We start from the raw sequence: 23,599 nt of genomic DNA on the forward strand, positions 1-23,599 counted from the left end.
GCCCCACGGGCCCGGGAGGAGGGGGCGTGGACCGGGAGGTCCGCGCCCCCTTCGCGTTCGGCGGGGCGCGTGCGGGCCTGCGGCCTCACGCCACCGGAACACGGTCGCGCTTCGTCGCTTGCCCCCTGCAACCGAAACGACGCGGGCCACTCGCCCGCGCGAAAAGCTTCAGGGAGTTCTCATGCGATTGGTCCACGCGGTCTCGGCCGCCCTCCTCCTCGTCTCCGCGGCGCCCGCCTTCGCGAGCTCCTGCTCCGAGGAGATCGCGACGCTGGAGCGGCGCCTCGACAGCGCCGGCGCGGAAAAGGTGACCGGCAAGGAGCCGGTGGGCGGCACGACCTCGTCGAATTCCGACAAGGCGCTGTCCGCGCCGCCCGGGGGCAAGCCCAGCGACCCGTCGACGACCTCCACCGCCGGCGGCGTGAAGGAGGCTCGCGACCTCGTCGAGAAGGCGCGCGGCGAGGACAAGGCCGGCAAGGCCGATGCCTGCCGCGACACCATCATGAAGGCCAAGGAGAAGGCCGGCGCGCTGCCGTAGCCGCTTCGCCGCGTCCGCAACGAACGGACAGGGCGGCTCTCGCGAGCCGCCCTGTCTTCGTTTTCCGGGTCCCGCCTGCCCCGGCCCGGTCAGTACGCGTTCTCGGTCCTGAAGAGGGCGAACGGCGTGGTCAGCAGGATCTGGAGATCGAACAGCACCGACCAGTTCTCGATGTAGTACAGGTCGTGCTCGACCCGGCGCTGGAGCTTCTCGCTGGTGTCGGTCTCGCCGCGCCAGCCGTTGACCTGGGCCCAGCCGGTGATGCCGGGCTTGACCTTGTGGCGGGCAAAGTAGCCGTCGACGACCTGGTCGTAGAGCGTGTTGGCGGCCTTCGCCTGCAGCGCGTGCGGACGAGGGCCGACGAGGGAGAGGTCGCCCTTGATCACGTTGAAGAGCTGCGGCAGCTCGTCGAGCGAGGTCTTGCGGATGAACCGGCCGACCGGGGTCACGCGCGCATCGCCCTTGGTCACCATCCTCGCCGCCGTGGCGTCGCAGGCGTCGACGTACATCGAGCGGAACTTGAACACGTCGATCAGCTCGTTGTTGAAGCCGTGGCGCTTCTGCCGGAAGAACACCGGGCCGCGCGAGGTCAGCTTCACCGCGAGCGCGACGCCGATCATCACCGGGGCGAGCGCGGCCAGCATCAGCAGGCCGACCGCGCGGTCGAACACCGTCTTCATCACCACGTCCCAGTCGGCGATCGGGCGATCGAACACGTCGAGCACCGGCACCGAGCCGAGATAGGAGTAGCTGCGCGGGCGCAGGCGCAGCTTCGTCGCGTGCGCCGAGAGGCGGATGTCGATCGGCAGGACCCAGAGCTTCGAGAGCATCTGCAGGATGCGCCCCTCGGCCGAGATCGGGATCGTGAACACGATCAGGTCGAGGCGCGTGGCACGGGCGTAGGCGACGAGGTCGCTGACGGTGCCGAGCTTCGGGTATCCGGCGACCACGTCGGTGGAGCGGTCGTCGTTGCGGTCGTCGAACACGCCGACGATGCGGATGCCGCCCTCGCTCTGCGTCTCGAGGGCGGCGATGAGTTCCTCGGCGGCCTTGCCGCCGCCGACGATCGCGGTGCGCCGGTCGAAACGGCCCTTCCGGGTCTGCGCCACGATCACGCGCGACAGGACGAACCGGCCGGTCAGCAGCAGGCCGAGGCCGCCGGCGAAGTAGGCGGCCAGCCACAGGCGGGAGTAATGGTCGGCGACCTTGGCCAGCACGAGGCCGGTCGCCACCAGGAGGAAGGCGAGCATCCAGCCGGCCGAGATCTTGATCGCGGTCTTGAAGAAGGTGCGGAACGCGCCGATCCGGTAGGTGCCGGCGGCCTGGAAGGCGGCGATCGCCAGGGCGGCCACCGCGACGACCGCCCCGGCATAGGTCAGCCCGAACGGAACCACGCCGCGCAGCAGCGTCAGGTGCAGGCCCGCGCCGAGGCAGCCGATCAGGACGAACTCCGCCGCCCGCACCAGCCCTGCGATCACCACCGGCGAGATCGCCTGGGCCGGGAGGACGGAGACCGTCTCGGCCAGCGGCGCCGCCTGCGGCGCGGGCTCGGCGAAGCGGGCCGCCGCGGTCTCGCCGTGTCCGGCGACCTTCAGAAGATCACGGACGTCGAAGGCACTCATCGGTCGCTTCCCAGCAGTCCAGCGGGCTAGTTCCTGCCGGGAAGTGTCTCAAACCGACCTATCGGATTACTTAAAGCTGCAGGCGCCGCCGCCGTCCTTCTGCGCGCCCGCGACGGGCGGGAATCACGTTCGTGCGAGGGTCCGGGGCTCAGGCGGCCCCGACGCGGGCCGGCTCGGCGGATGCCGCGGGGCGGCGGGCCCGGAAGGCGGCGGCGTAGCCCGAGAGCACGTCGGCGCCCATCCGCTCCATCGAGAAGCGCTGGCGCACCGAGTCGCTCAAGGTGCGGAACCGGGCGACGCGGCTCTCGGGCGCCTCGTCGAGGACGCGGGCGATCGCCCGCTGCAGCGCGATCGGATCGCGGGCCGGGACGAGATCGCCCGCGGCCGAGCCGAAGATCTCGGGGATGCCGCCGACATCGGTGGCGACCAGCGGCTGGGCGGCCGCGGCGGCCTCGAGCACCACGTAGGGGAGGGACTCGGCGAAGGACGGCACCACCATGATCCGTCCGCGGGCGAGGACGGAGCGGATCGCCTGGGCCGGCTCGAAGGCGATGGCGCCGGCGAGGCCGAGGGCTTCGGCCTTGGCCTGGAGCTGCCCGGCATCCGGGCCCGAGCCGACCATCAACAGCCGGACCCGGCGGCCCTCGGCGCGCAGCAGCGCCAGGGCCTGAAGCAGGATCGGCAGCCCCTTGGCGTCGCGCAGCTCGCCCACGTAGAGCAGGTCGAACGGGTCGGCCGCCGGCGTCACGGGCGCGAACTCGGCCTCGCTCAGGCCGTTGTGGACGATGCGGCTGACGCGGCCGTGGGTGCCGACATAGGCGCGGTGGCGCCCGGCGACGTACTCGCTCTCGAACAGGAACACGTCGGTCCGGCGGGCGAGGAGACCCTCGGCGCCCATGTAGACCCGGTGCAGCAGGCTGCCGGGCCGGTAATTGTAGCTGCCGCCATGCGGGGTGTAGGCGCGGATCACGGGCCGACCGCGGGGAACGTGGGCGAGGCGGGCGTAGACGCCGCCCTTGGCGCCGTGCCCGTGCAGCACGTCGGCGGCTGCGGCGTCGGCGCGGGCCGCCACCGCGCGCAGGCAGGCGAGGTCGGACGGGTGCGGGTTGCGCCGCATCGGGATCCGGGTGACGCCGAGGTCGAGGCAGGGCGCGAGATCGGCCAGCGCCCGGACGGCGCGCTCGCCGCCGGTGGTCGCGTCGCACACGATCCCGACGCGGTGGCCGGCCGCGGTCTGGAGCCGCGCGAGGTCGACCACGTGGCGGAACAGGCCGCCGACGGGCGCGCGGAACACGTGCAGGATGCGGCGGGGCTCGGCATCCGAAGGGCTGACGGACGGGGTCACGGCGGACGTCTCCAGGCCGGCGCGTTCGGCCGGCCTCGCCTGCGTGCCATGCCGGCCCTGTCCAGCCGGTTAAGCGCGGGTGCCGGCCCGAATCGGCCGGGCCGCGGCGCCGCCTTTTCCCGATGCGAAGGTCAACGGTCGCCTAACGCGCCGGCTTCCATCCCCTTCGCACGAGCGGGCGCCTCAGAAGAACCGCTCCTTGATGACGATCGTGTCGCCGGGGCGCACGGGATAGGTCATCGGCACGATGCCCGAGACCAGTCCCTCGCGGCCGGCCTCGTTGGTCGGCTCGAGGCCGGGGCCGGAGGCGGCGCCGCCCTTGCCCTCGCGGGTGAGCACGGCGTAGTCGCGCGCCGCCCGCGGGCCGAACCCGGCGGCGATCGCCACCGCGGTCTCGACGGTCATGCCGTTGACGAAGGGATACTGCCCCGAGGTGGTGACCTCGCCCAGGATGTAGAACGGGCGGTAGGCGTCGACCTCGACGGTGACGTGCGGCTCGCGCACGAAGCCGGCGGCGAGCTTGGCCTCGATGGTGCGCGCGGCCTGCCCCGTGGTCTGCCCGCCGATCTGGACGACGCCGATCAGCGGCATCGCGATGCGCCCGCCGCCGTCGACCGCGTAGATGTTGGACAGGTTGTCCTGCCCGAACACGATGACGCGGAGCTTGTCGCCGGCCGCGAGCGGGTAGCGCGCGCCGATCGAGCCGGTGCCGGTGGCGTCGAGCTGGGCGGTCCGGTAGTCCGGCCGCAGGCAGCCGCCGAGCCCGAGGCTGGCGGCGAGGACGAGGAGGAGTACGCGTCGGTTCATCACCACAGCCGTCGTGATTGCCTGATCGGTCGTGGCGTAATCCGTTAAGGTTAAGAAATGCTGTCGCCCCGCGTCGGAGCAGTCCGCATCGGGCCGGCCTTAACTCTCAGGCAACCTTAACAGGTTCTATTGATCTCACGTGTTGATGCGCGGGCACAGTCGCGGCCCGGCATCGCCAAGAGATCGTGCCATGTCCCGAATCGCCCCGCGCGCGGCCGCCTTCAGCGAGAGGCCGGCCTTCGCCGAAAGGCCGGCCCCGGCCGACGGCATCAGCCTGGCCCAGGTTCCCGCGCTGCTGCGCCGGTCCTGGCACTGGATCGCGGTGCCGACGCTGGTCGTCGCGGGGCTGTCGACGGTGTTCGTCCAGGTGGTCTCGCCGCGCTACACCGGCGAGGCCAAGCTGCTGCTGGAGAGCCGCGAGGCCGCCTTCGCCCGCACCGCCTCCGAGCGCGCCGAGCAGGTCCCGCCGATCGACGAGCAGGCGGTGGCGAGCCAGGTCCAGGTGATGATGTCGCGCGACCTCGCCCGCGAGGCGATCCGCCGGCTGAACCTCGTCGGCAACCCGGAATTCGATCCGAGCGCCGGCACCATCGGCCCGGTCCAGCGCACCCTGATGATGCTCGGGCTCGCCAAGAACCCCCTCGACCGTCCGGCCGAGGACCGGGTGCTGGAAGCCTATTTCGAGCGGCTGCTGGTCTTCCCGGCGGGCAAGTCGCGCATCCTCTCGGTCGAGTTCCGCGCGAAGGACGCGGAGCTGGCGGCCAAGGGCGCCAACACCGTCTCCGAGCTCTACATCGCGGCCCTGGAGGCGGCCAAGGTCGACACCGCGCGCTACGCCTCGACCTGGCTCGGCGGCAACATCGACAGCCTGCGCAAGCGCGTCGCCGAGGCCGAGGCGCGGGTCGAGGCCTACCGCGCCGGCAACGGCCTCGTCGGCTCCACCGGCGCCACCGGCCAGCCGCTCAACGCCCAGCAGCTCGGCGAGCTCTCGACCCAGCTGTCGCAGGCCCGCATCCTGAAGGCGGACCTCGCCGGCCGGGCGAAGGCCGTCAAGGAGATGATCAAGGACGGGCGCGCCTTCGAGATCCCGGACGTCGCCAACAACGAGGTGATCCGGCGCACCGTCGAGAACCGCATCACGATCCGCGGGCAGCTCGCCCTGGAATCGCGCACGCTGCTGCCGGCACATCCGCGCATCAAGGAGCTGACCGCGCAGCTCCAGGATCTCGACGCCCAGATCAAGGCCTCGGCCGAGCGCGTCGGGCGCACCCTGGAGAACGACGCCAAGATCGCGGCCTCCCGCGTCGAGAGCCTGCAGGCGGCGGTCGACGGCCAGCGCGACGTGGTGGTCAAGGGCAACACCAGCGAGATCCAGCTGCGCGCCCTCGAGCGCGAGGCCAAGGTCCAGCGCGAGCAGCTCGAATCCTACCTGTCGCGCTACCGCGAGGCCGCCGCCCGCGACGGCGAGAGCGCGACGCCGGCCGACGCGCGCATCATCTCGCGGGCGGTGACGCCGGAGATCCCGTCCTTCCCCAAGAAGCTGCCGATCGTCGCCTTCGCCACCCTGCTGACGCTGATGCTCGCCGCCGGCGCGGTCATCGCCCGCCACCTCCTGTCCGATCCGACCGGCGGCGGGCGGCGCGAGCGCGAGGCGGAGGCGGCCGATGCGCACGCCACGGCCGAGCGGCCCGAGCGCTTCGCCTTCCCCGAGGCCGTCCCCCCCGCCCACTGGGCCGCGGCCGAGATCGCGCCGCGCGACGCGGCGCCGCGCTTTGCCGACCCTGCCTTTCCCGAGCCGGCATCGGCCGGGCGCGCGTCGGCCCATTCCGCGGCGGCCGAAGCGCCGGCCGAGGAGGCCGAAGCCGCGCCCGAACCCGTCCTGCCCGTCGCCGCGACGCCCGAGCCGGCGCCGCCCCGCGCCGCGGCGTTCGATCTCGCCCCGCTGATCGCCCGCCTCGAAGCCGGTCCGCGTGCCGGCAGCGGGCGCACCCTCCTCGTCGTCGAGACCGCGGGCCCCGGCCGGCCTGCAGCAGGCCCGAGCCTCGTCGGGGCGATCGAGGCGGCGCTCTCGGGCCGGGCCTCCGCGCTCTCGGTCGACCTGAACGGACCGGCCTCCGACGCCGACGCGCCGGGCCTGACGGATCTCGTCGCCGGGGAGGCCGCCTTCCTCGACGTGATCCAGGCCGAACGCGGCTCCGGTCTGCACCGGATCGCCGCCGGCTCGCTGGAGACCGAGGTGCTGCTCGAGGAGCCGGACGCGGTGGCGATCACCGTCGAGGCGATGGCCGAGGCCTACGACTGGGTGGTCTGCCGCCTACGGGCGGAGCCGGGCGCGCACGCCCTGCTTCCCGCCCTCGGCGGCCTGATGGACAGCGTGATCATCGCCTCGAACGCGGCCCTCGACGATCCCGATCTCGGCGACCTGTTCGCCAGCGCCGAGGATTCCGGCGCGGGCCAGGTCCTCGTCGCCCAGGACCGGCCGGCTCAGGCCCGCGCCGTCCGCACCGAGCCGATGGCGCTGCGCCTGTCGGCGGCGTGACCGGAGCCCCGCCGTCTCCGTGCGGAGACGGCGGGGCCTCGAGCCGCTTCAACCGCCCTTCATCCGCCGCAGGCGCCGGACGAGGGCGAACAGGCGCGGGTCGCGCTTGATCCGGCGCTTGAGCCGGGTGAGCCGCGTCGCCACGAACCCGTAGGCGTGGCCGCGCAGCGTCACCGGCAGCGTCGCCTCCACCAGCGGGATGGTCTCGTCGCAGACGCTCGCCTTGTAGCGGGCCTCGCCGACGCCGAGGTCGAAGGCGCGGCGCCCCTGCGCGGCCTGGTCGCGCACGAGGTGGTGGAGCAGCAGGTCGCCGGGGCTGAAGCGGGCGATCTCGGGGTCGGCGTCGAACGCCGTCATCATGCCGCTGTAGCGCGCCCCGTCGACCGCCCCGCCGAAGGTCGCGAGCACGCGGCCGGTCGCCTCCAGCACCAGCGCGTGGATCTCGACCGCCGGGTTCTCGCCCGCGGTGGCGGCCGTGAGGAAGGCGCGGATCGCGGGGTCGGCATAAGGGTCGGCGATGCCCATCGCGGCGAAGCGTGCCGCCTTCTGGGCGTAGAAGGCCGACAGGAACCGCGCGGCCTCGGCGCCGTCGGCGGCCTTGCGGTAGGCGAGGGCGCCGTGCGCCTCGACGAGGCGCTTCTCCTTCGAGCGCAGCTTCTTGCGCGCGTCGGCGCTGAAGGCGCGCTTGAGCGTCGATTCGGGATCGGGCCCGAGCATCATTCCGTAGCCGTCGCTCGGTGCCGCCTCGCCGCGGATCGCCAGCGGGTTGACCGCCCCGTCCCAGGTGCGGGGCTGGTGCCCGAGCGCGTAGACGTCGATGCCGGCGGCGCGCCCGACCAGGCCGAGCGCCGCGATCACGTCCTCGGCCGGCACCGCGGCGGCGTCGCGGGCGGCGAAGAGCGGCAGGTGGTAGTTGGCGTGGTCGCCGCCGAGCGTCCGGGCGATCGCGATCCCGCGGCGGCGCTCGACCGCCAGCGGCAGCAGGATGCGCGGCCGGCCGGCGGCATCGCGCAGGACGACGATCCGCAGCGCGCCGGGGGCGACGGCTGCGCCGGCATAGGCGCGGACCCAGGCGAAGCGCTGGTAGGGCGTGGCGAGGCAGGCGGGGTCGGCCTCGAGCCCGCGCCACAGCGCCTCGACGGCATCGAGATCGGTGAAGACCTCGGCGGTGAGGCCGGATCGGGCGCCCGCGCGGGCCATGATCGCTCCTGCGAGATCCCGGTTCATCGGACCGCGTGCCAGAACCGTCATCGCCCATCCCCCGCGCCGGCCTCTCGCGGAGGCGGCAAACCATCGGTCTCGGGCGCCAGTTCTCGTGCGCACGCTCCTAAGCCGGGGTGTACGGCGCGGTGCGATCGAAGCATCGGCGCCGCCGAAGCGACGACGTGGCTAACGCATGGTTGCGACGCGCCTCGGGTCCCGGGATCGCCGGTGAAAACTCAGCCTTTGTTTACATCGAGGCGGGACAAGGAACGGGCGACGCGGCGTGCGGCATCGCCTGCGACGTCCCGCTTCTGCTTCATCGATCTTGCCCCATCGAGGCGGTGCCATGCTGTCGTCCCGAAACCGCCACCGGCTGTTCGAGGCCGGGTTCCGGGCCGTCTCGGCGACGGGGGCCGACCGCTGGCTCGCGCCGGCCGCCTGCGGCCTCGGGGTGATCCTCACCTTCCACCATGTCAGCCCGGAGGCGACGGGTCCCTACGCGCCGAACCGCCTGCTCTCGATCACGCCGGACTTCCTCGACGCGACGCTGCGCGAGCTCGACGCCCGCGGCTTCGAGGTCGTCGGCCTCGACGAGGTGCCCGAGCGCCTCGCCGCCGCGCGCTACCGGCCGCCCTTCGCGGTGCTGACCTTCGACGACGGCTACCGCGACAACGTCGAGCACGCCCTGCCGGTGCTGCGCCGCCACGGCGTGCCGTGGACGCTGTTCGTCACCAGCGACTTCGCCGACCAGACCGGGCGGCTGTGGTGGATCGAGCTGGAGCGGGCGATCGGCCGGCTGGAGCAGGTCCGCGTCGCGATCGGCACGCGGACGGTCGACCTGCCGGCGCGCAGCCCGCAGGAGAAGGCGCTCGCCTTCGAGGCGGTCTACCGCGACCTGCGCAGCGGCTCGGAAGCGCGGCTGCTCGACGGGATCGCGGCTTTGTGCCGGGAGGCGGGCATCGCCCCCGGCGCGGTCGCCGCCGAGCTCTGCCTGTCGTGGGACGACCTCAGGGCGCTGGGCCGGGACCCGGCGGTGACCTTCGGCGCGCACACGCGCAGCCATCCGATGCTGGCCAAGCACGCGGCCGAGGTGGCGCTCCGCGAGATCGGCGAGGGTCGCGACCGGCTGGCGGCGGAGCTGGCGCGGCCGGTGCGGCACCTGTCCTATCCGGTCGGTGATCCGACGTCGGCCGGCGCGCGGGAATTCGCGCTCGCCCGCGACCTCGGCTTCGAGACCGCGGTGACGACGCGGCCGGGCCACCTCTTCCCCGACCATGCCGGCCACCTGCACGCCCTGCCGCGGGTCTCGGTCAACGGCTGCCACCAGTCGCGGGCGGCGCTGGCCGGCCTGCTCTCGGGCGTGCCCTTCCTCGCCTGGAACCGCGGCCGACGCCTCAACGTGGCGTGAGCCCGGCGGACGCAGTCACCGCCGCCGGCGGCGGTGCCGGTAGGACCGGCCCTCGCTGCTGCCCGCGGTGAACACCGCGCTCTGGCGGCCGCGGCGGACGCGGTAGCGCCCGCGCCGGCTGCCGCGGGCCTCCTCGGCCGGCTCGTCGGCCTGGGTCGCGACCGCCGCCGTCGCGGGCAGGGCGGGCGCGGGCGGGGTCTCGCCCGCCGCGTAGCCGCCGGCGACGTTCTTGGCCGCCGGCCCGAACATCGCCAGGCACTGGTTGTAGGCGAGGTCGTTCTTCAGGCGCTCGCACTCGCCGACCGAACGCGGCGTCCCCTGGGCCAGGGCGGTGCCGCCGAGCCACAGGAGGAGCAACCCGGCGAGGGCAGGGGACGGTTTCGGGAGGGGCATGAAGGACATCTGCGAGCGAAGCGGCGCGGTTCGGCCGCTTCTCGCCCCCGAGTGCGGCGAAAACGCGGGCGCCGTCAGCGGTCCGGTCGTTCCATCCACTTGATCAGCGGCATCAGCGGGAAGATCCAGGCGATGCCGAGGATGCTGTAGAGCACGGTCTGAAGCAGGGCCGGCGCCTCGGCGATGCGGCTGTCGGCCAGCGCCATCGCCAGCGGCGCGTAGACGATGACGAAGGCCAGGATCCCGATCGTCCCGATCAGGGTGCGGGTGCGGCGGCGCATGCGATTCCCTTGATGCTCGCCCCGGGGGGTAGCGCCGGCGGCCGGCGATGGCAACGCGTCGGATCGGCGCCGTCAGGGCGATTGCTGAAAGCGATCGCCCTTGTTTTCAGCTGGCCTCAATCGCCGGCGCCCGCCTCCGCGGGCTTGGGCTTTCGCTTCGCTCGACGGTCTCCAGGACATTCGTCCTGAAGACCCCGCTCCGCGCGGCGCTCTTCGCGCCGTGAAGCCGCCCCGGGCGGCTTCACGCGATCGCCCTGTCGACGCCGTCCCGCCGCGGTCCGCGCGCGTGCGGCAACGCCGGACGTTGCCGCGGGCGCCGGCTTTGCCTAACCCGGTGGCGCCCTGTCACCGATCCGAGCGACGACGCCCCGATGAGGCCTGCCGAATCCCCGCGCCGCGAAGGCGCCGTCCGCACGTGGCTCTACCTGCTCGCCGCCCTCGTCGTCGCGATGGTGGCGGTCGGCGGCGCGACGCGCCTGACCGGGTCCGGCCTGTCGATCACCGAGTGGCGCCCCGTGACCGGCGTGGTGCCGCCGCTCTCGGCCGCCGACTGGGCGACCGAGTTCGAGAAGTACCGCGACACGCCGCAATACCGCATCCTCAACCAGGGCCTGGGCCTGTCCGACTTCAAGGTGCTGTATTTCTGGGAATGGGGGCACCGCCTGCTCGGTCGGATCGTCGGCCTGGTGTTCTTCCTGCCGCTGATCGCGTTCTGGTGGCGCGGCATGCTGAGCCGGCGCCTCGGCCTCGGCCTGCTGACGCTCGGCATCCTCGGGGGGGCGCAGGGCGCGATCGGCTGGATCATGGTGGCCTCGGGTCTCCAGCCTGGCATGACCGCCGTGGCGCCGATCAAGCTCGCCCTGCACCTCACCATGGCCAGCCTGATCCTGGCGGGCCTCGTCTGGCTCGCCGCCGGCGAGCGCAGCGAAAGCGTCGCCCCGGCCCGACTCCGCCTGCGCGCGGTCGCGCTCGCCCTGCCGGTGCTGGTGCTGGCGCAGATCTTCCTCGGCGGCCTGGTCGCCGGCTCCCATGCCGGTCTCGTCCACAACACTTGGCCGACCATGGACGGCGCCCTGATCCCGCCGGCCGAGACGCTGTTCTCGGTCAGGCCCTGGATCGAGAACTTCGTCGACAACGTCACCCTGGTCCAGCTCAACCACCGGCTGACCGCCTACCTGCTGCTCGCCGTCGCCCTCGCGCACGCGGCCGACGCGCGGGTCGCCGCCCCGGGCAGCGCGGTCGCGCGGCGCGCCACCGGCGTCGCCGGGCTCGCCTTGGCCCAGGCCGCGCTCGGCATCGCGACGTTGCTGATGGCCGTGCCGCTCTGGGCGGCCCTGGCGCACCAGGTGCTGGCGATGGCCGTCCTGGTGATGGCGACCGTCCATGCGCGCCTGAGCCGCGGCCTCGTGCGCGCGACGCGCACGACCGGCCCGGCGATCGCCCCGTTCGGCTTCGAGGCGCTGGCCGGACGCGGCGCCTGATGGCGGCTCGGAGGCCCGCTTCCTCGATTCAGGATGAATGTTGAGCCTGATCGGTGGAAAAGGCGGGACGGCTCGGCGCTGCGTGGTCTGCCGGTGGAACGAGTGTCATCGAAACGGCTTAGCCTCGATGCGTTGCAGGAGGCTGTGATGTTCCTGGCCGAAGACGGACGACCGGTTGGTCTCACCTGGCACTATACGCCGCGCGAGATCGTCGCCGACGGGGTGGTCCACGGCCTCGGCGTGCTCCTCGGCCTCGCCGGGGCGGTCGCCCTGGTGTCGATGGCGCTGACGGAGCATCTCGGCACGTCCGAGCGGGTCGCGGTGGCGGTCTACGCCACCGCCCTGGTCTCGATGCTGGCGGTCTCGGCCACCTACAACCTCTACCCGGTCGGCCCGCGCAAATGGCTGCTGCGCCGCGCCGACCACGCGCTGATCTACCTGATGATCGCCGGCACCTACACGCCGCTCGTCGCCCTGGTCGGGACCGGGCCGACGGCGTGGGCGCTCCTCGCCTTCGTGTGGATCGTGGCCGGGATCGGCATCGCGGTGAAGCTGCTGCTGCCCGGCCGCTTCGACCGGCTGTCGATCGGCCTCTACCTGCTCCTCGGCTGGTGCGGCCTGTTCGCCTACGAATCGGTGATCGCGGCGCTGCAGCCGACCGCTTTGTGGATGCTCGCGATCGGCGGCCTGCTCTACTCGGTCGGGGTCATCTTCCACGTCTGGCGCAAGCTTCCGTTCCAGAACGCGATCTGGCACGCCTTCGTGCTCGCGGCCGCCGCCTGCCATTACGGCACGGTCTGGGCGAGCCTGACCGGCGCCGCGATCAGCTGATCCTCCGCGAATGACAGGATCGGTCGGCGCCTCAGGGCGCCACCGTCCACGGACTGATGACGCGCATCGAGGCCTGCTGCGGCATCAGGGTCGCGGGCGTGCGCGGCGTGGATTTCAGCCGCTCGACGAACTTGCGCGCCTGGTCGGCCGGCAGCGCCGAAGCGGGCGCCATCAGCGCCGCCAGCTGCTTGCGGGTGCCGCGATCGACGTAGGCCGAACGCTCGACCGGGGCGAAGTCGCGCATCGTGTGGGCCGCATCGGGATCGCCGGTGAACACGCGGGCTCCGCTGCTCAGCACCACGATGTCGCCGGGCCGCAGCGTCTCGTCCTTCATCAGGGCGGCGGCGGCGCCGCCCGTCATGTCGATCGGCTTCTGGCGATCGGTGATCCGCACCTTCAGCGGCTCCGCGGCGGGCAGGGCGGCGTAGCGGGTCCGCGGCCGCAGCCGCGGCGACACCGCCCGGCGGATACGCGGACGGTACGCGCCGCCGGAATAGGCCGGCTGGCTCGGCTCGGGCGCCTGCGCCTGCGCCTGCGCCGCCGGGCGGGCCCCACCGAACAGCGCCTCGAAGAAGCCGAGCTCGGCCGCCTGCGCCTGGGCGACGCCGCCGGCGACGAGGCCACCAGCGAGCACGGTGGCGAGGACGCGACGGTTCAAGGACGACGTCATCGATCCCTCCAAGGATGCGCGGGCAGAGACATGAGGTGAACCGCACGGCGCGTGCGATGCGACACCCCGTTAACGGCAACTTAAACGCGACAGTTCCGCGAAGTTTGCACGCGAATTCGCGGGCGGGCGCACCGGTCGAACGCATGGCGGAAGGCGCGGGCCCGATCGCATCGGGTCGCGCGAAACGTCCGGACGGATGTCGGTGGTTGCTGCGTCGGGCGTCAGGCCGGCGTGGCCTGCTCGCCCTCGCCGATGCAGTCGAGCGCGCGCTCGACGGCGCTGACCGCGTCGAGCAGGTGCTGGACCGTGCGCTCGACCTCGAGCGCCGGGCGGCCCATGGCGGCGGCGCGGGCGCTGACGTCCTCGAGCTGCTCGAGCAGCGTGAGAAGGTCTCCGGCGACGGCGACGACCTCGCAACGGGCGAGCTGCTGCACGGGGGTGCGCGGGCGGAAGGGCAGGACGTTGCTCATGAAGGCTTTCGGCTCATCACGGTCGTTGTCGCCGGAACGCACCCGCTTGGCCAGGGTCGCACCAGCGCTCCTCCACACGAATGCCCGGTTTCGCGGCCGCAAAGCCACGCCGTGGTGACTTTTCCGTGGCCGGGCGACATCACATCCCCGGCAACCGATTCACGCGATCGGCACCGCCTTGACGCGGACACACTGGCCCGACACCTCGGCCCGTCATTCCCGCGCCTTCCCTCCCGATCACGCCCCAGGACCCGCGATGCGCCTCGTCCCGACCGTTCAGACACTCGCTCCCTTCGCCCTCGCGGCCGCCCTGGTCGGCGGCCTCGGCGCCTGCAACAGCGTCGACGGCCCCGACAGCCGCAGCGGCCTGGCGGAGACCTTCAACACCGACAACTACCGGCGCTCGAACGACACCAACGGCACGCAGACCCGGCCCGACGTGAACCGCCTGTACACCCAGCCCTCGATCCCCTCGATCGCCAACCGCGGCTACTGATCCCCGGTTCGCTCCGCATCCGCGGCCCGGGGCGCCCTAGCGCTTGGCCAGGGCGTCGGCGAAGGCCGCGATGCGGTTGCGGGCGTAGGTCGGCAGGCCGGCGCTGATCGAGGTGCCGGTGTTGAAGCTCGAATTGCCCATCAGCACCTGCGCCGGCAGCAGGTTCCTGAGCACGGGGACGCGGGCGTATTCCGCCTTGCGGTCGAGGACGTCGCCCTTGATCGCCAGCGCTATGTAGGTGGTCACGACGGTCTTGGTCGGGTCGCCCGGCATCGGCTGGAACACCGCCAGGAACTTGCCGAAGCGCAGGATCTGGTTGACCCAGAAGATCGTCTGCTCCAGCCCGCCCGTGACGGTGGTGTCGACCTTCGTCAGCGCCCCGAGGCCGGCCGCCCGATCGGGGGCGAGGGTGCGCAGCTCGCTCTGGAACGTCACGAACTCGGCGATCTTCTTCGCGCCGCCCTCCTCCAGCTTGTTGGCGAGCTTCACCCCGAGCGGCAGCTTGCCCTCGAGGTCGTAGCGCGACTCGATGCAGACCGTGCCCGGCTCGCACCACGGGCGGTCGGGACGGCGGGCGAAGGCCGCGGCGGGGTCCTTGGTCGGCGTCACGTCGGCGGGGTCGAGGGCCTTGTGCTTGATCGCCGGGTCCATCGCCTGCACGAAGCCGAGACGGGCCAGCGCCGCGAGGTCGATCGCCTCGGGGGGCCGCGCCACCACGAAGCGCCCCTCGGCGACGTAGACCTTCAGCGTCTCGTGCCGGGGCTTGGCCACGCCGTTCACGGTGGTGGTGTAGTCCGGCTCCTTGTAGCCGGGGAAGGGCGAGAGCGCGGCCGCCTCCGCAGGCTTGGTCCGGACCCAGTCGAGGTAGGGCGTCAAGCCGTTCTCCGGCGTCGACGGGTTGTCGCGGTGGTCGCTCACCAGGATCGCGCCGGGCTTGAGCGTCGTCGGATCGACGGCGGTGATCGAGGCGACCTCGCGGATCCGCCCGGCGGCGGCCGGCGTCGCCGCCATGCCCGGCTGCGCGGGCGACGGTGCCGGCGCCTGGGCCATCGCGCATGGGGCGCCCGAGAGCACGAGCCCCGGGAGCACGAGCAAGGGCAGGGCAAGGCGAGCCGGAAGCTGCATCCGCACGAAAGAAACCTCGATGGGGAAGGGGGAGGGGCGGCGGCGTCAGTAGCGCGGGTCGTCGCCGAACAGGTAATCGGGGTCGCGCCGCCGCGGCCGGGCATCGTCGTCGCCGAAGGGCGAGCGCGCCGTCTGGCCGGGCCAGAGCCGGGAGCCGCCGTCGAGGTCGCCCTGGGCCCGGTGGCTGCGCATCGCCGGGCGCCGGTCGCCGAACGGGTCGAGCAGGTCGGCATCGGGCGCGCGGTTGCCGTAGGCGTCGCCGGCGACGTCGGCGCCGTCCTCGAGGCCCGAGAGGTCGCCGTCCTCCGCGTCCGGCCGCATCGCGTAGGCGTTCTCGCGCGGCAGCAGCTTGTACTGCGTGTCGGCCATGCGGCCGTCGGCGGCCTTGCGGAAGTGCTCGGTGAACCCGCCGCCCGAGACGCGCTGCCCGCTGCGCGGGTCGATCGAGAGGTCGACGAGCATCTGCCGCGCCTCCGGAGAGGGCGGGGCCAGCGGGGTCTTGGCCACGCCGTTGGCCCAGGCGGCCTGGAAGATCGCGGACGCGATCGGCACGGAGACGTGGCCGCCGGTCTGGCCGCGGCCCAGCGTCTTGCGGGTGCCGTCGGCGTTGTCGTAGCCGACCCAGACCACCACCGTGACCTCGTTGGTGAAGCCGGCGAACCACGCGTCGTTCTCGTTCTCCGAGGTGCCGGTCTTGCCGGCCACGAACTGCGAGACCCGCGCCAGGGCCGCCGCGGTCCCGTGGTTGGTCACGCCCTGGAGCATGGTCTTGAGCTGGTAGAACGCGACCCGGTCGGCCGAGCCGATCCGCACCGGCTCGCGGGCCGCGTGGGCGTAGACGGTCCTGCCGTCGCGCTCGATCCCTTCGAGGGCGTAGGGCGCGGTGCGGGCGCCCTCGTTGGCCACCGCGGCGTAGAACCCGGCGAGGTCGATCATCCGCACCGGCTGGGCGCCCAGCACGAACGGGTAGTACGGCTCGCAGGCGGCGTAGATCTGCGCCTCCAGGGCGATGTCGCAGACCCGCTTGAGGCTGGCCGGCGCCTTGTCCGCGATCCCGCCCTGGAGGAGGCGGGCGGTGACGAGGTTCTTGGAGAATTCCAGGCCGCGCCGCAGGGTCGTCGGGCCGGAGCCGCCGCCCTCGTAGTTCTTCGGCGACCATGCGTCGCCGACCCCGCCGATCGGCGGCAGGGTCACGGGCGCGTCCATCACCAGGGTGTTGGGCTGCAGGCCGGCATTCAGCGCGGCGAGGTAGGTCAGCGGCTTCAGGGTCGAGCCGGGCTGGCGCACCGCCTGCGTCACGCGGTTGAGCTGGCTCGCCGGGTAGGAGAACCCGCCGGCCATCGCCAGGATGCGGCCGGTGCGGTTCTCCAGCACCAGGGCCGCGCCCTGCACCGACGGCTTCACGCGGATCTCGGCGCGCAGACCTTTGCCGTCCCGCAGCTTCACCCGGACGACGTCGTACGGCTGCAGCCTGCCGCGGGCGATGCCGGGGTCGAGCAGCGCGACGCGGCCGTCGCCGAGCCCGACCTTCACGCCGTTGCGGCCGGTCTCCAGCACCACGGCGAGCGGCCAGCGCACGTCGTAGAGCACCGGCCGGGCGCTCTCGAGCGCCCGCAGCCACACCGGCTTCTCGGCGGGCGCCGCCGCGGCGACCGGCTTTCCGCGCGCCGGCCTGCCGACGGCCGCCTTCGCCGCCTCGGGTTTCGCCGCGGGTTTCGCCTCCGCCCCGGTCACGCCCGGCAGCGATTGCGGCGCCGCCTCGGGGGCGGGCGTCGCCGCCCCGAGCTTGCGCACGCTGTCGGCGAGGTTGAACTCCGGCCCGGAGAAGGTCTGGCGCCCGGTGCCGCGCTCGTAATTCGCCAGCCCGTCCTGCAGCGCGCCCTCGACCGCCCGCTGCAGCCCGGCATTGATGGTCGAGCGCACGGTGAAGGACGAAGCGGTGAGCGAGTCGAGGCCGGCGAAGGTGCGGGCCTCGCGGGTGAGATGATCGACCACGTAGAACCCGGAATCCCGCCGCGCGGTCTCGATCGGCTTCAGCCCGAGGTCGGAGGCGACGGCCGCCGCCATCTCGGCCTCGGTGATCGCCCCCTCCTCCTTGAGGCGGGCGAGCACGTAGGCGCGGCGCTCGCGGGCGCGCTCGGGGTACTTGTCGGGGCTGTAGAAGTTGGGGCCCTTCGGCATGCCGGCGAGAAGCGCCGCCTCGGGCAGGGTGAGCTCGCCCACCGACTTCCCGAAATAGCTCCTGGCGGCCATCTCGATGCCGTAGGCGCCGCGGCCGAGATAGATCCCGTTGAGGTAGAGCCCGAGGATCTGCGGCTTGCCGAGGATGCGCTCCAGGCGGGAGGCGACGATCATCTCGCGGATCTTGCGCTCGTAGGTGACGTCGTCGCCCACCGAGAGGTTCTTCACCACCTGCTGCGTGATGGTCGAGCCGCCGGCCGGGCGGCCCGGGGCGGCGAGGTTTCCGATGAAGGCGCGGATCACCCCGCGCTCGTCGATGCCGTGGTGGCTCTCGAAGCGCTTGTCCTCGGCGGCGATGAAAGCTTGTCGGACCAGTTGCGGCACGTCGCCGATCGGCACGACGAGGCGGCGGCCGTTCGGCTCGAAGGTCTCGGCGAAGGGCTTTCCCGAGGCGTCGAGGATGCGGGTCATGCCCGGCAGCGCCTTGTCGCGCAGGGCCTCGGCGGTCGGCAGATCGGTGGTCGCCTTGTTGTAGAATTCGATCACCTCGCGGGCGTCGAACGGCGAGGTCTTGGGGTTCTCGCCCTTGCAGAACTGCTTGTAGCTCGTGTTCAGCTCGCCGATGTCGAGCCCGTGCAGGATCTTCGGCGCCGCCGGCCCCGCCACCGCGCTCGGGTCCTCCATCGCGGTGGAGATCAGCTCGTCGAGGTTGATGTCCTCGATGTCGAAGGCTTTTCGCATGTGCGCGCAGCCGTCGCGCAGGATCTGCACGACCTGCGGACCGTCGACGGCAGGGTCGAACCGGGTCCTCACCGCATCGGGCTTGGTCGTGACCTGGCTCAGCGTCAGGGCGGTCGCGAACAGCTTGATCAGGATGGTGTTCATGAAATCCGGGGCACCGGGCTCTTCCACGCGCGCCCCGAACCTGCGGGCGTCGCCCTGAACAGGGCGTGCACAACGCGGCTGTTTTAAGGAGCGTGCCTCGCCCCGGGCTTGTGCGCGGCTGCGTATTGACGCTTCGTATGGACACGTTACGGTGCGCTGCGATGTTCGAGTGGGACGAGGCCAAGCGGCTCGGCAACCTTGCCAAGCACCGGCTCGATTTCGTCAGGGCGGACCTCCTGTTCGACGGTCGCGCCCGGCTCGACCTGCCGTCGACGCATGCGCCCGAGCCGCGCATGATCACCGTCGCCGAACTCGACGGGGTGTTCGTCGCCCTGGTCTGGACATGGCGCGGCGATCGGCGTCGCGCGATCTCACTCCGGAGGGCACGTCATGAGGAACGAGCCGCATATCGTCAGCTATACGGCTGAGGAACTGACCGCGATGCGGAGGGACGGCGAGGACCGGACAGACTGGGAGGCCGTGAAGGCCATGACCGATGCCGAGGTCGAGGCCGCGGTCGCCTCCGACCCCGACGAGGCGGGGCTGGAGATCGACTGGAGCAAGGCGGTGTTCCACCCTGAGTCGCGCAAGAAGCCGATGACCATCCGGCTCGACGCCGACGTCCTGGCCTTCTTCCAGGGCCAGGGACGCGGATATCAGACCCGGATCAACGCCGTGCTGCGCGCCTACATGGAGCATGCGCGGAAGTAGCGGACCGGCCGGCTTCCTCCGTCCCGCCGCGCGCGTCGGGCCCCCTTCGACCTCGCGAGGCCCGATGATCACCGACCTCTGGTACAAGAACGCCGTCATCTACTGCCTGTCGGTCGCCACCTTCATGGATGCCGACGGCGACGGGATCGGCGATTTCGCCGGGCTGGAGCGGCGGCTCGACTACCTCCAGGGGCTCGGCGTCACGGCGGTGTGGCTGATGCCGTTCCAGCCCTCGCCGAAGCGCGACGGCGGCTACGACATCGCCGACCATTACGGGGTCGACCCGGATTACGGGTCGCTCGGGGACTTCGTGGCCTTCACCCACGCCGCCAAGCAGCGCGGCCTGCGGGTGCTGATCGACCTCGTGGTCAACCACACCTCGGACCAGCACCGCTGGTTCCAATCCGCCCGCTCCGACCCGGATTCGCCCTATCGCGACTGGTACGTCTGGTCGAAGGAGAAGCCGGCCAACGCCGACGAAGGCATGGTGTTTCCCGGCGTCCAGACGACGACCTGGACCTGGGACGAGGCGGCGGGCGCCTACTACTTCCACCGCTTCTTCGACTTCCAGCCCGACCTGAACACGGCCAACCCCGCCGTGCTGGCCGAGATCCTGAAGATCATGGGCTTCTGGATCGAGCTCGGGGTCTCGGGCTTCCGCATGGACGCGGTGCCCTTCGTCATCGCCGAGAAGGGCGCCGACGTGACGGGCGCGCCGCGCGAGCAGTTCGACATGCTGCGCGACTTCCGCGAGTTCCTGCAATGGCGCAAGGGCGACGCGATCATCCTGGCCGAGGCCAACATCCTGCCCCGCCAGGACCTCGACTATTTCGGCGACGACGCCGACCGCGCGCACATGATGTTCAACTTCCAGGTCAACCAGGCGACCTTCTACGCGCTGGCGGCCCACGACGCGCGGCCGCTCGTCAAGGCGATCGAGCGGACCAAGCCCCGGCCGCTCTCCTGCCAGTGGGGCATCTTCCTGAGGAACCACGACGAGCTCGACCTCGGTCGCCTGACCGAGAAGCAGCGCCAGACCGTCTTCGAGAGGTTCGGCCCCGACAAGGGCATGCAGCTCTACGACCGCGGCATCCGGCGCCGCTTCGCGCCGATGCTCGACGGCGACCCGCGCCGCATCCGGCTGGCCTACTCGCTGATGTTCACGCTGCCCGGCACCCCGGTGCTGCGCTACGGCGACGAGATCGGCATGGGCGACGACCTGACCCTGAAGGAGCGCGACTGCGCCCGCACGCCGATGCAGTGGACGCCCGAGGCGCAGGGCGGCTTCACCCGGTCGGCGACGCCGACCATGCCGCCGATCGACCACGGCGCCTACGGCTACGCGCACGTCAACGTCGCGGACCAGCGCCACGAGACCGGCTCGCTCCTCAACTGGATGCAGAGCATCATCCGCCTGCGCAAGGAGGCGCCGGAGATCGGCTGGGGCGATGTCACCGCGCTCGAGACCGGCCAGCCGGCCGTGCTGGCGCTCCGCTACGACTGGCGCGGCAACGCGGTGCTGTGCCTCCACAACCTCGGGCCCGGCCCGACCGAGGTCGCGCTCGACACCGGCGTCCCCGCGCCGGACGGCCTGCTGCTGATCGACCTGCTCACGGGCGAGCGCAGCGAGGCGGACGATGCCGGGCGCCACGGCCTCTACCTGGAGGGCTACGGCTATCACTGGTTTCGGGTCGGCGGGCTCGACGCGCTACTGAAGCGCAAGCCGACCTGACCGGCGCCTCGCGCTTGCCGCCGCGGCAGGGTAGGGGAGACCGGGAAGCGAGAACCCGATGCCCCGACGCCCCCCACTTTCGCCCGACGCGACCATCGCCGACGTGCTGCCCGACCTCGAGGACGGCGAGGCCTATCTCCGCGCGGTGCTCGCCACCATGCGGATGTGCCAGAAGCATTTCGGCGACGCCGTGGTGCGGATCGGGGTGACCGCGAAGGGCGGCCCGCCCTCCTACCGGATCGACCGCCCGGCGCCCGACGGCGCGGAGGCGCTGGTGCTGTTCGGCGCCTATGGCGGCCGCTCGCACGACCGCTTCACCCAGGTGAACACCGCCGAGACCCGCTGGAGCAGCCGGGCGCTGGGCATGGCGGAGATGCTGGCGCTCCACGACGGCTTCCGCCGGCCGAAGGGCGGGGCGGCCGACTGAGCGAGACCCCGAGAGCATCGTCCTCCCGCGCGCTCCATCGACCGCGCGCGACGAGGCTCAGAATCGCAGCCGCATCCCGGTCATGAAGATCCGCGGCGGGCCGGCGAAGATCGTGCCGCTCGTGTTCGCGAGCACGGCGCGGCCGTTCTGCAAGCCGGTGACGGGGCTCAGCGTGTTCGCCAGCGGGTTGGCGGCGCCGACATAGGCGGTGTCGAGGACGTTGCGGACCTCGCCGTAGAGGTCGAGGCGCCGGACGTCGCCGACAAGCGCCGTCGCGTAGTGGACGTTGAGGTTCAGGACCGCGAAGCCCGGCACCCGCAGCAGGTTGGCGTTGTCGAGGAAGGATCCGTCCTGCGCCACCGCCTCGGCGTAGGCGCCGAGGCCGGCGAGCGGCCCGGCCGGCACGTCGTATCCGATCCGGGCGAGGAGCTGGTGCTCCGGCACGCCGACGATGCGGTTGCCGGCCCGGTCGAACGCGGCGGTGAGCGGGCCGGCCGCGAGGCGCTCGACGAACCGCGTGTAGACCTGGGCGTCGAAGGTGTAGGCCAGCGTGCCGCGCCAGCCCGAGCCGAGCGCCGCCTCCGCCCCGAGCTCGATGCCGCGGTGCTCCGAGGCCGGCACGTTGAAGGTGTAGGACAGGAGCCCCGCCCCCGGCGACTGGCCGACCAGCTCGTTGCGGAAGAGCTCGTAGAAGCCGGTGAGGCTGACGCGCACGCCCGCCGTCGGGGACCAGTCCGCGCCGAGGTCGAATCCGAGGTTCTCCTGCGACCGGAGCCCGGTGTTGTCGCCGGGGATGCCGGCCGGCGTGACGAACAGGTTGCCGACCGACGGCGTCGCGTAGCCGGCGGCGACCCGGCCGCGCAGGGCCCAGTCCGCATCCGGCCGGTAGACGAGGATCAGCTCGGGCGCGACGTTGACGTAGGTCGGGTCGACCCCGGTGACGGCGGAGGCGGCGCCGGCGGCCGTGTAGGCGAAGGTGGTGTTGCGCCCGGCGATCGCGGTCCGCGTCGCGCCGATCCCGAGCACGGCGGTCCAGCGGTCGGACACGGCGATCTCGGCCCGTGCTCGGCCGCCAAGGTTGTCCTGCATCGCCTCCTGCAGGCCGATCAGCGCGCCGATCCGCGGTCCCCCGTAGGCCGCCCGGTTGAAGGTGGGCGCGCGGATGTCGATGGTGTCGTAGCTCAGCGCGAGGTAGCCGGTGGCGGCCAGCCCGAACAGCTCGCCGCGCCGGGTCAGGTCGGCGGCGAGGTTGACCGAGGGCAGGCTGGCGCGGCCCGCCAGGGTGTAGAACGGCTGGTCGTAGCGGCGCTCGTCGTAGCCGGCCTGGACGCGCCAGGTCGTCTGCGCGTCGACGTCGTGCTCCCAGCGGCCGGCGACGACGGTGCGGCGGTCGTCGCGCCCGAAGCCGCCCTCGTCGGCGGTCACCGCCACGGTCCGTCCGAAGATGCCATTGCGCAGGATCGCGACCGTCGCGCAGCCGGGCGCCGCCGTCGCGGCGGTCTCGCAGCCGCGCTGGTACGGGTTGAGGGTGAACTGGTTCAGCGACGCGCGCGCCGGCAGCCCGGTGGAGACCACGTTGTCGATCACCTTGAGGGTGAAGCGGTCGTCCGGGCTCGGGGTGTAGCTCGCCAGCAGGTTGACGGTCTGGGTGTCGAAGCTCGCATGGCCCTGGTAGCCGTTGCCGCGCGCGTCGCTGGAAAACAGGCTGATCTCGAACGGGCCGCTCGCCTGGCCGACGGCGAAGGACGTGTTGAGGACGCCGAAGCTGCCGGCGTCGACCGCGACCTCGGCGCCGTCGATCTCGCGGCCGGTGCGGGTGCGGAAGGCCAGCGCGCCGCCGCTGGCATAGTTGCCGAACAGGGCCGATTGCGGCCCGCGGAACACGTCGATCCGCGAATAGGCGCGGGGATCCGACAGGTCGAAGCGCGAGGCGCCGTCGGCCTGCGTCACCAGGAACCCGTCCTCCAGCACCACCATGTTGCGGGTGATGCCGGTGGAGCGGGCGTTGTTGCCGCGGATCGAGATCACCACGTCGCGGCCGCCGAGCCCCTGGCGGACGGTGACGCCGGGGCTGTTGGCGAGCACGGCGCCGATCCCCGTCGGCGGCCGGTCGTCGATCGCGCCCGCGCGCCCGATCGACGTCACCACCTGGCCGACGGGGTTCTCGATCGGGCTCGGGGCCGATCCGGGCGGAGCGGACACGCCGAAGCCGCGGGGCTCGTCGGGGCGGGCCTCGCCGACGACGGAGAGCGTGTCGAGGGTGACGCCGTCGTCCGATCCGGATCGGACCTCCGCCTCCGGCCTTGCCGCGGCCTCCGCCCCAGCCGCCGCGGATACGAGCTGGGCCAGCATCAGGGCGGGCACGATCCGGCGGAGGCGGACGCGCCCCCGCAAGCGCCGGAACGCCATCGCGGTCACCCGATGCGGTCGACGCGCGGCGCGACCGGCAACCGC

Annotated in this window: 21 protein-coding genes; 10 read left to right on the forward strand and 11 right to left on the reverse strand. The window is 72.5% G+C overall.

Annotated elements, in window-relative coordinates; translation table 11 throughout:
- The first annotated feature begins 181 nt into the window (after positions 1-181).
- Positions 182-538, forward strand: coding sequence for a hypothetical protein (locus MKK68_RS05630; RefSeq protein WP_147728714.1), 357 nt, complete (start codon positions 182-184; stop codon positions 536-538).
- A gap of 89 nt (positions 539-627) precedes the next feature.
- On the opposite strand, the gene MKK68_RS05635 is transcribed toward MKK68_RS05630, so the two are convergent.
- The 3 genes from MKK68_RS05635 to MKK68_RS05645 all read right to left on the reverse strand — a co-directional run bounded on the left by MKK68_RS05635 (position 628) and on the right by MKK68_RS05645 (position 4,312).
- On the reverse strand, positions 628-2,160 hold the full coding sequence (locus MKK68_RS05635; protein ID WP_243938942.1) for an undecaprenyl-phosphate glucose phosphotransferase: 1,533 nt from the start codon (positions 2,158-2,160) through the stop codon (positions 628-630).
- Positions 2,161-2,308: 148 nt separating this feature from the next.
- Positions 2,309-3,505, reverse strand: a complete 1,197-nt coding sequence (locus tag MKK68_RS05640) for a glycosyltransferase family 4 protein (protein ID WP_244029237.1) — start codon at positions 3,503-3,505, stop codon at positions 2,309-2,311.
- 183 nt (positions 3,506-3,688) lie between these two features.
- Positions 3,689-4,312: a polysaccharide biosynthesis/export family protein gene (locus MKK68_RS05645; protein ID WP_147729466.1), complete on the reverse strand. Its 624-nt coding sequence runs from the start codon at positions 4,310-4,312 to the stop codon at positions 3,689-3,691.
- A gap of 190 nt (positions 4,313-4,502) precedes the next feature.
- On the opposite strand from MKK68_RS05645, the gene MKK68_RS05650 reads away from it, so the two are divergent.
- A complete protein-coding gene (locus MKK68_RS05650) occupies positions 4,503-6,851 on the forward strand; it encodes a GumC family protein (protein WP_244029239.1) in 2,349 nt (782 codons plus the stop codon).
- 48 nt (positions 6,852-6,899) lie between these two features.
- On the opposite strand, the gene MKK68_RS05655 is transcribed toward MKK68_RS05650, so the two are convergent.
- On the reverse strand, positions 6,900-8,051 hold the full coding sequence (locus tag MKK68_RS05655; protein WP_244029241.1) for a GNAT family N-acetyltransferase: 1,152 nt from the start codon (positions 8,049-8,051) through the stop codon (positions 6,900-6,902).
- 349 nt (positions 8,052-8,400) lie between these two features.
- On the opposite strand from MKK68_RS05655, the gene MKK68_RS05660 reads away from it, so the two are divergent.
- Positions 8,401-9,462, forward strand: a complete 1,062-nt coding sequence (locus tag MKK68_RS05660) for a polysaccharide deacetylase family protein (protein ID WP_244029243.1) — start codon at positions 8,401-8,403, stop codon at positions 9,460-9,462.
- Between the two features lie 15 nt (positions 9,463-9,477).
- On the opposite strand, the gene MKK68_RS05665 is transcribed toward MKK68_RS05660, so the two are convergent.
- Together MKK68_RS05665 and MKK68_RS05670 are read right to left on the reverse strand one after the other, a co-directional pair.
- Positions 9,478-9,855: a hypothetical protein gene (locus MKK68_RS05665; RefSeq protein WP_147858710.1), complete on the reverse strand. Its 378-nt coding sequence runs from the start codon at positions 9,853-9,855 to the stop codon at positions 9,478-9,480.
- Positions 9,856-9,929: 74 nt separating this feature from the next.
- Positions 9,930-10,136, reverse strand: a complete 207-nt coding sequence (locus tag MKK68_RS05670) for a DUF2842 domain-containing protein (protein WP_147729767.1) — start codon at positions 10,134-10,136, stop codon at positions 9,930-9,932.
- A gap of 371 nt (positions 10,137-10,507) precedes the next feature.
- On the opposite strand from MKK68_RS05670, the gene MKK68_RS05675 reads away from it, so the two are divergent.
- Together MKK68_RS05675 and trhA are read left to right on the forward strand one after the other, a co-directional pair.
- The gene (locus MKK68_RS05675) at positions 10,508-11,617 is read left to right on the forward strand and encodes a COX15/CtaA family protein (protein ID WP_244029245.1); all 1,110 of its coding nucleotides are present in this window, start codon (positions 10,508-10,510) and stop codon (positions 11,615-11,617) included.
- A 147-nt stretch (positions 11,618-11,764) separates the two neighbouring features.
- Complete coding sequence (gene trhA / locus MKK68_RS05680) at positions 11,765-12,448, forward strand: PAQR family membrane homeostasis protein TrhA (RefSeq protein WP_147729078.1); 684 nt, start codon at positions 11,765-11,767, stop codon at positions 12,446-12,448.
- A gap of 31 nt (positions 12,449-12,479) precedes the next feature.
- Here the strand turns inward: trhA and MKK68_RS05685 are convergent, their stop codons facing one another.
- Together MKK68_RS05685 and MKK68_RS05690 are read right to left on the reverse strand one after the other, a co-directional pair.
- Entirely contained in the window at positions 12,480-13,118 is a 639-nt protein-coding gene (locus tag MKK68_RS05685; protein ID WP_147729077.1) for a hypothetical protein, read from the reverse strand.
- Between the two features lie 221 nt (positions 13,119-13,339).
- Positions 13,340-13,588, reverse strand: a complete 249-nt coding sequence (locus tag MKK68_RS05690; protein WP_147729076.1) for a hypothetical protein — start codon at positions 13,586-13,588, stop codon at positions 13,340-13,342.
- Positions 13,589-13,844: 256 nt separating this feature from the next.
- Here MKK68_RS05690 and MKK68_RS05695 point away from each other — a divergent pair, with 256 nt between their 5' ends.
- A complete protein-coding gene (locus MKK68_RS05695; protein ID WP_147729075.1) occupies positions 13,845-14,084 on the forward strand; it encodes a hypothetical protein in 240 nt (79 codons plus the stop codon).
- A gap of 36 nt (positions 14,085-14,120) precedes the next feature.
- Here the strand turns inward: MKK68_RS05695 and MKK68_RS05700 are convergent, their stop codons facing one another.
- On the reverse strand, positions 14,121-15,215 hold the full coding sequence (locus MKK68_RS05700) for a hypothetical protein (protein WP_409567174.1): 1,095 nt from the start codon (positions 15,213-15,215) through the stop codon (positions 14,121-14,123).
- A gap of 39 nt (positions 15,216-15,254) precedes the next feature.
- Complete coding sequence (locus MKK68_RS05705) at positions 15,255-18,275, reverse strand: penicillin-binding protein 1A (RefSeq protein WP_147725685.1); 3,021 nt, start codon at positions 18,273-18,275, stop codon at positions 15,255-15,257.
- Positions 18,276-18,436: 161 nt separating this feature from the next.
- On the opposite strand from MKK68_RS05705, the gene MKK68_RS05710 reads away from it, so the two are divergent.
- The 4 genes from MKK68_RS05710 to MKK68_RS05725 all read left to right on the forward strand — a co-directional run bounded on the left by MKK68_RS05710 (position 18,437) and on the right by MKK68_RS05725 (position 21,145).
- Positions 18,437-18,703 carry a BrnT family toxin gene (locus MKK68_RS05710; protein WP_147725698.1) on the forward strand — a complete coding sequence of 89 codons (267 nt, stop codon included), beginning with the start codon at positions 18,437-18,439 and terminating at the stop codon, positions 18,701-18,703.
- Positions 18,666-18,986, forward strand: a complete 321-nt coding sequence (locus MKK68_RS05715; RefSeq protein ID WP_147725686.1) for a BrnA antitoxin family protein — start codon at positions 18,666-18,668, stop codon at positions 18,984-18,986. The genes MKK68_RS05710 and MKK68_RS05715 overlap by 38 nt, the downstream gene beginning before the upstream one ends.
- A gap of 64 nt (positions 18,987-19,050) precedes the next feature.
- Positions 19,051-20,718, forward strand: a complete 1,668-nt coding sequence (locus MKK68_RS05720; protein WP_147725687.1) for an alpha-amylase family protein — start codon at positions 19,051-19,053, stop codon at positions 20,716-20,718.
- 58 nt (positions 20,719-20,776) lie between these two features.
- Positions 20,777-21,145, forward strand: coding sequence for a hypothetical protein (locus MKK68_RS05725; RefSeq protein ID WP_147725688.1), 369 nt, complete (start codon positions 20,777-20,779; stop codon positions 21,143-21,145).
- 57 nt (positions 21,146-21,202) lie between these two features.
- Here MKK68_RS05725 and MKK68_RS05730 read toward each other — a convergent pair whose 3' ends face one another.
- Positions 21,203-23,554 (reverse strand): TonB-dependent receptor family protein, encoded by a 2,352-nt coding sequence (locus MKK68_RS05730; protein WP_244029246.1) that lies wholly within the window; start codon positions 23,552-23,554, stop codon positions 21,203-21,205.
- Positions 23,555-23,599: the final 45 nt, after the last annotated feature.

The sequence above is a fragment of the Methylobacterium sp. E-016 genome, from assembly GCF_022829745.1.
Lineage (GTDB): Bacteria > Pseudomonadota > Alphaproteobacteria > Rhizobiales > Beijerinckiaceae > Methylobacterium.

Excerpts from the sequence above, each read along its gene's own strand:
- MKK68_RS05710 (WP_147725698.1), top strand. The coding sequence starts at position 18,437 with ATGTTCGAGTGGGACGAGGCCAAGCGGCTCGGCAACCTTGCCAAGCAC.
- trhA (WP_147729078.1), top strand. The coding sequence starts at position 11,765 with ATGTTCCTGGCCGAAGACGGACGACCGGTTGGTCTCACCTGGCACTAT.
- MKK68_RS05650 (WP_244029239.1), top strand. The coding sequence starts at position 4,503 with ATGTCCCGAATCGCCCCGCGCGCGGCCGCCTTCAGCGAGAGGCCGGCC.
- MKK68_RS05645 (WP_147729466.1), bottom strand. The coding sequence starts at position 4,312 with ATGAACCGACGCGTACTCCTCCTCGTCCTCGCCGCCAGCCTCGGGCTC.
- MKK68_RS05695 (WP_147729075.1), top strand. The coding sequence starts at position 13,845 with ATGCGCCTCGTCCCGACCGTTCAGACACTCGCTCCCTTCGCCCTCGCG.
- MKK68_RS05720 (WP_147725687.1), top strand. The coding sequence starts at position 19,051 with ATGATCACCGACCTCTGGTACAAGAACGCCGTCATCTACTGCCTGTCG.
- MKK68_RS05705 (WP_147725685.1), bottom strand. The coding sequence starts at position 18,275 with ATGAACACCATCCTGATCAAGCTGTTCGCGACCGCCCTGACGCTGAGC.
- MKK68_RS05690 (WP_147729076.1), bottom strand. The coding sequence starts at position 13,588 with ATGAGCAACGTCCTGCCCTTCCGCCCGCGCACCCCCGTGCAGCAGCTC.
- MKK68_RS05670 (WP_147729767.1), bottom strand. The coding sequence starts at position 10,136 with ATGCGCCGCCGCACCCGCACCCTGATCGGGACGATCGGGATCCTGGCC.
- MKK68_RS05665 (WP_147858710.1), bottom strand. The coding sequence starts at position 9,855 with ATGCCCCTCCCGAAACCGTCCCCTGCCCTCGCCGGGTTGCTCCTCCTG.
- MKK68_RS05715 (WP_147725686.1), top strand. The coding sequence starts at position 18,666 with ATGAGGAACGAGCCGCATATCGTCAGCTATACGGCTGAGGAACTGACC.
- MKK68_RS05660 (WP_244029243.1), top strand. The coding sequence starts at position 8,401 with ATGCTGTCGTCCCGAAACCGCCACCGGCTGTTCGAGGCCGGGTTCCGG.
- MKK68_RS05730 (WP_244029246.1), bottom strand. The coding sequence starts at position 23,554 with ATGGCGTTCCGGCGCTTGCGGGGGCGCGTCCGCCTCCGCCGGATCGTG.
- MKK68_RS05725 (WP_147725688.1), top strand. The coding sequence starts at position 20,777 with ATGCCCCGACGCCCCCCACTTTCGCCCGACGCGACCATCGCCGACGTG.
- MKK68_RS05655 (WP_244029241.1), bottom strand. The coding sequence starts at position 8,051 with ATGGCCCGCGCGGGCGCCCGATCCGGCCTCACCGCCGAGGTCTTCACC.
- MKK68_RS05685 (WP_147729077.1), bottom strand. The coding sequence starts at position 13,118 with ATGACGTCGTCCTTGAACCGTCGCGTCCTCGCCACCGTGCTCGCTGGT.
- MKK68_RS05675 (WP_244029245.1), top strand. The coding sequence starts at position 10,508 with ATGAGGCCTGCCGAATCCCCGCGCCGCGAAGGCGCCGTCCGCACGTGG.
- MKK68_RS05635 (WP_243938942.1), bottom strand. The coding sequence starts at position 2,160 with ATGAGTGCCTTCGACGTCCGTGATCTTCTGAAGGTCGCCGGACACGGC.
- MKK68_RS05630 (WP_147728714.1), top strand. The coding sequence starts at position 182 with ATGCGATTGGTCCACGCGGTCTCGGCCGCCCTCCTCCTCGTCTCCGCG.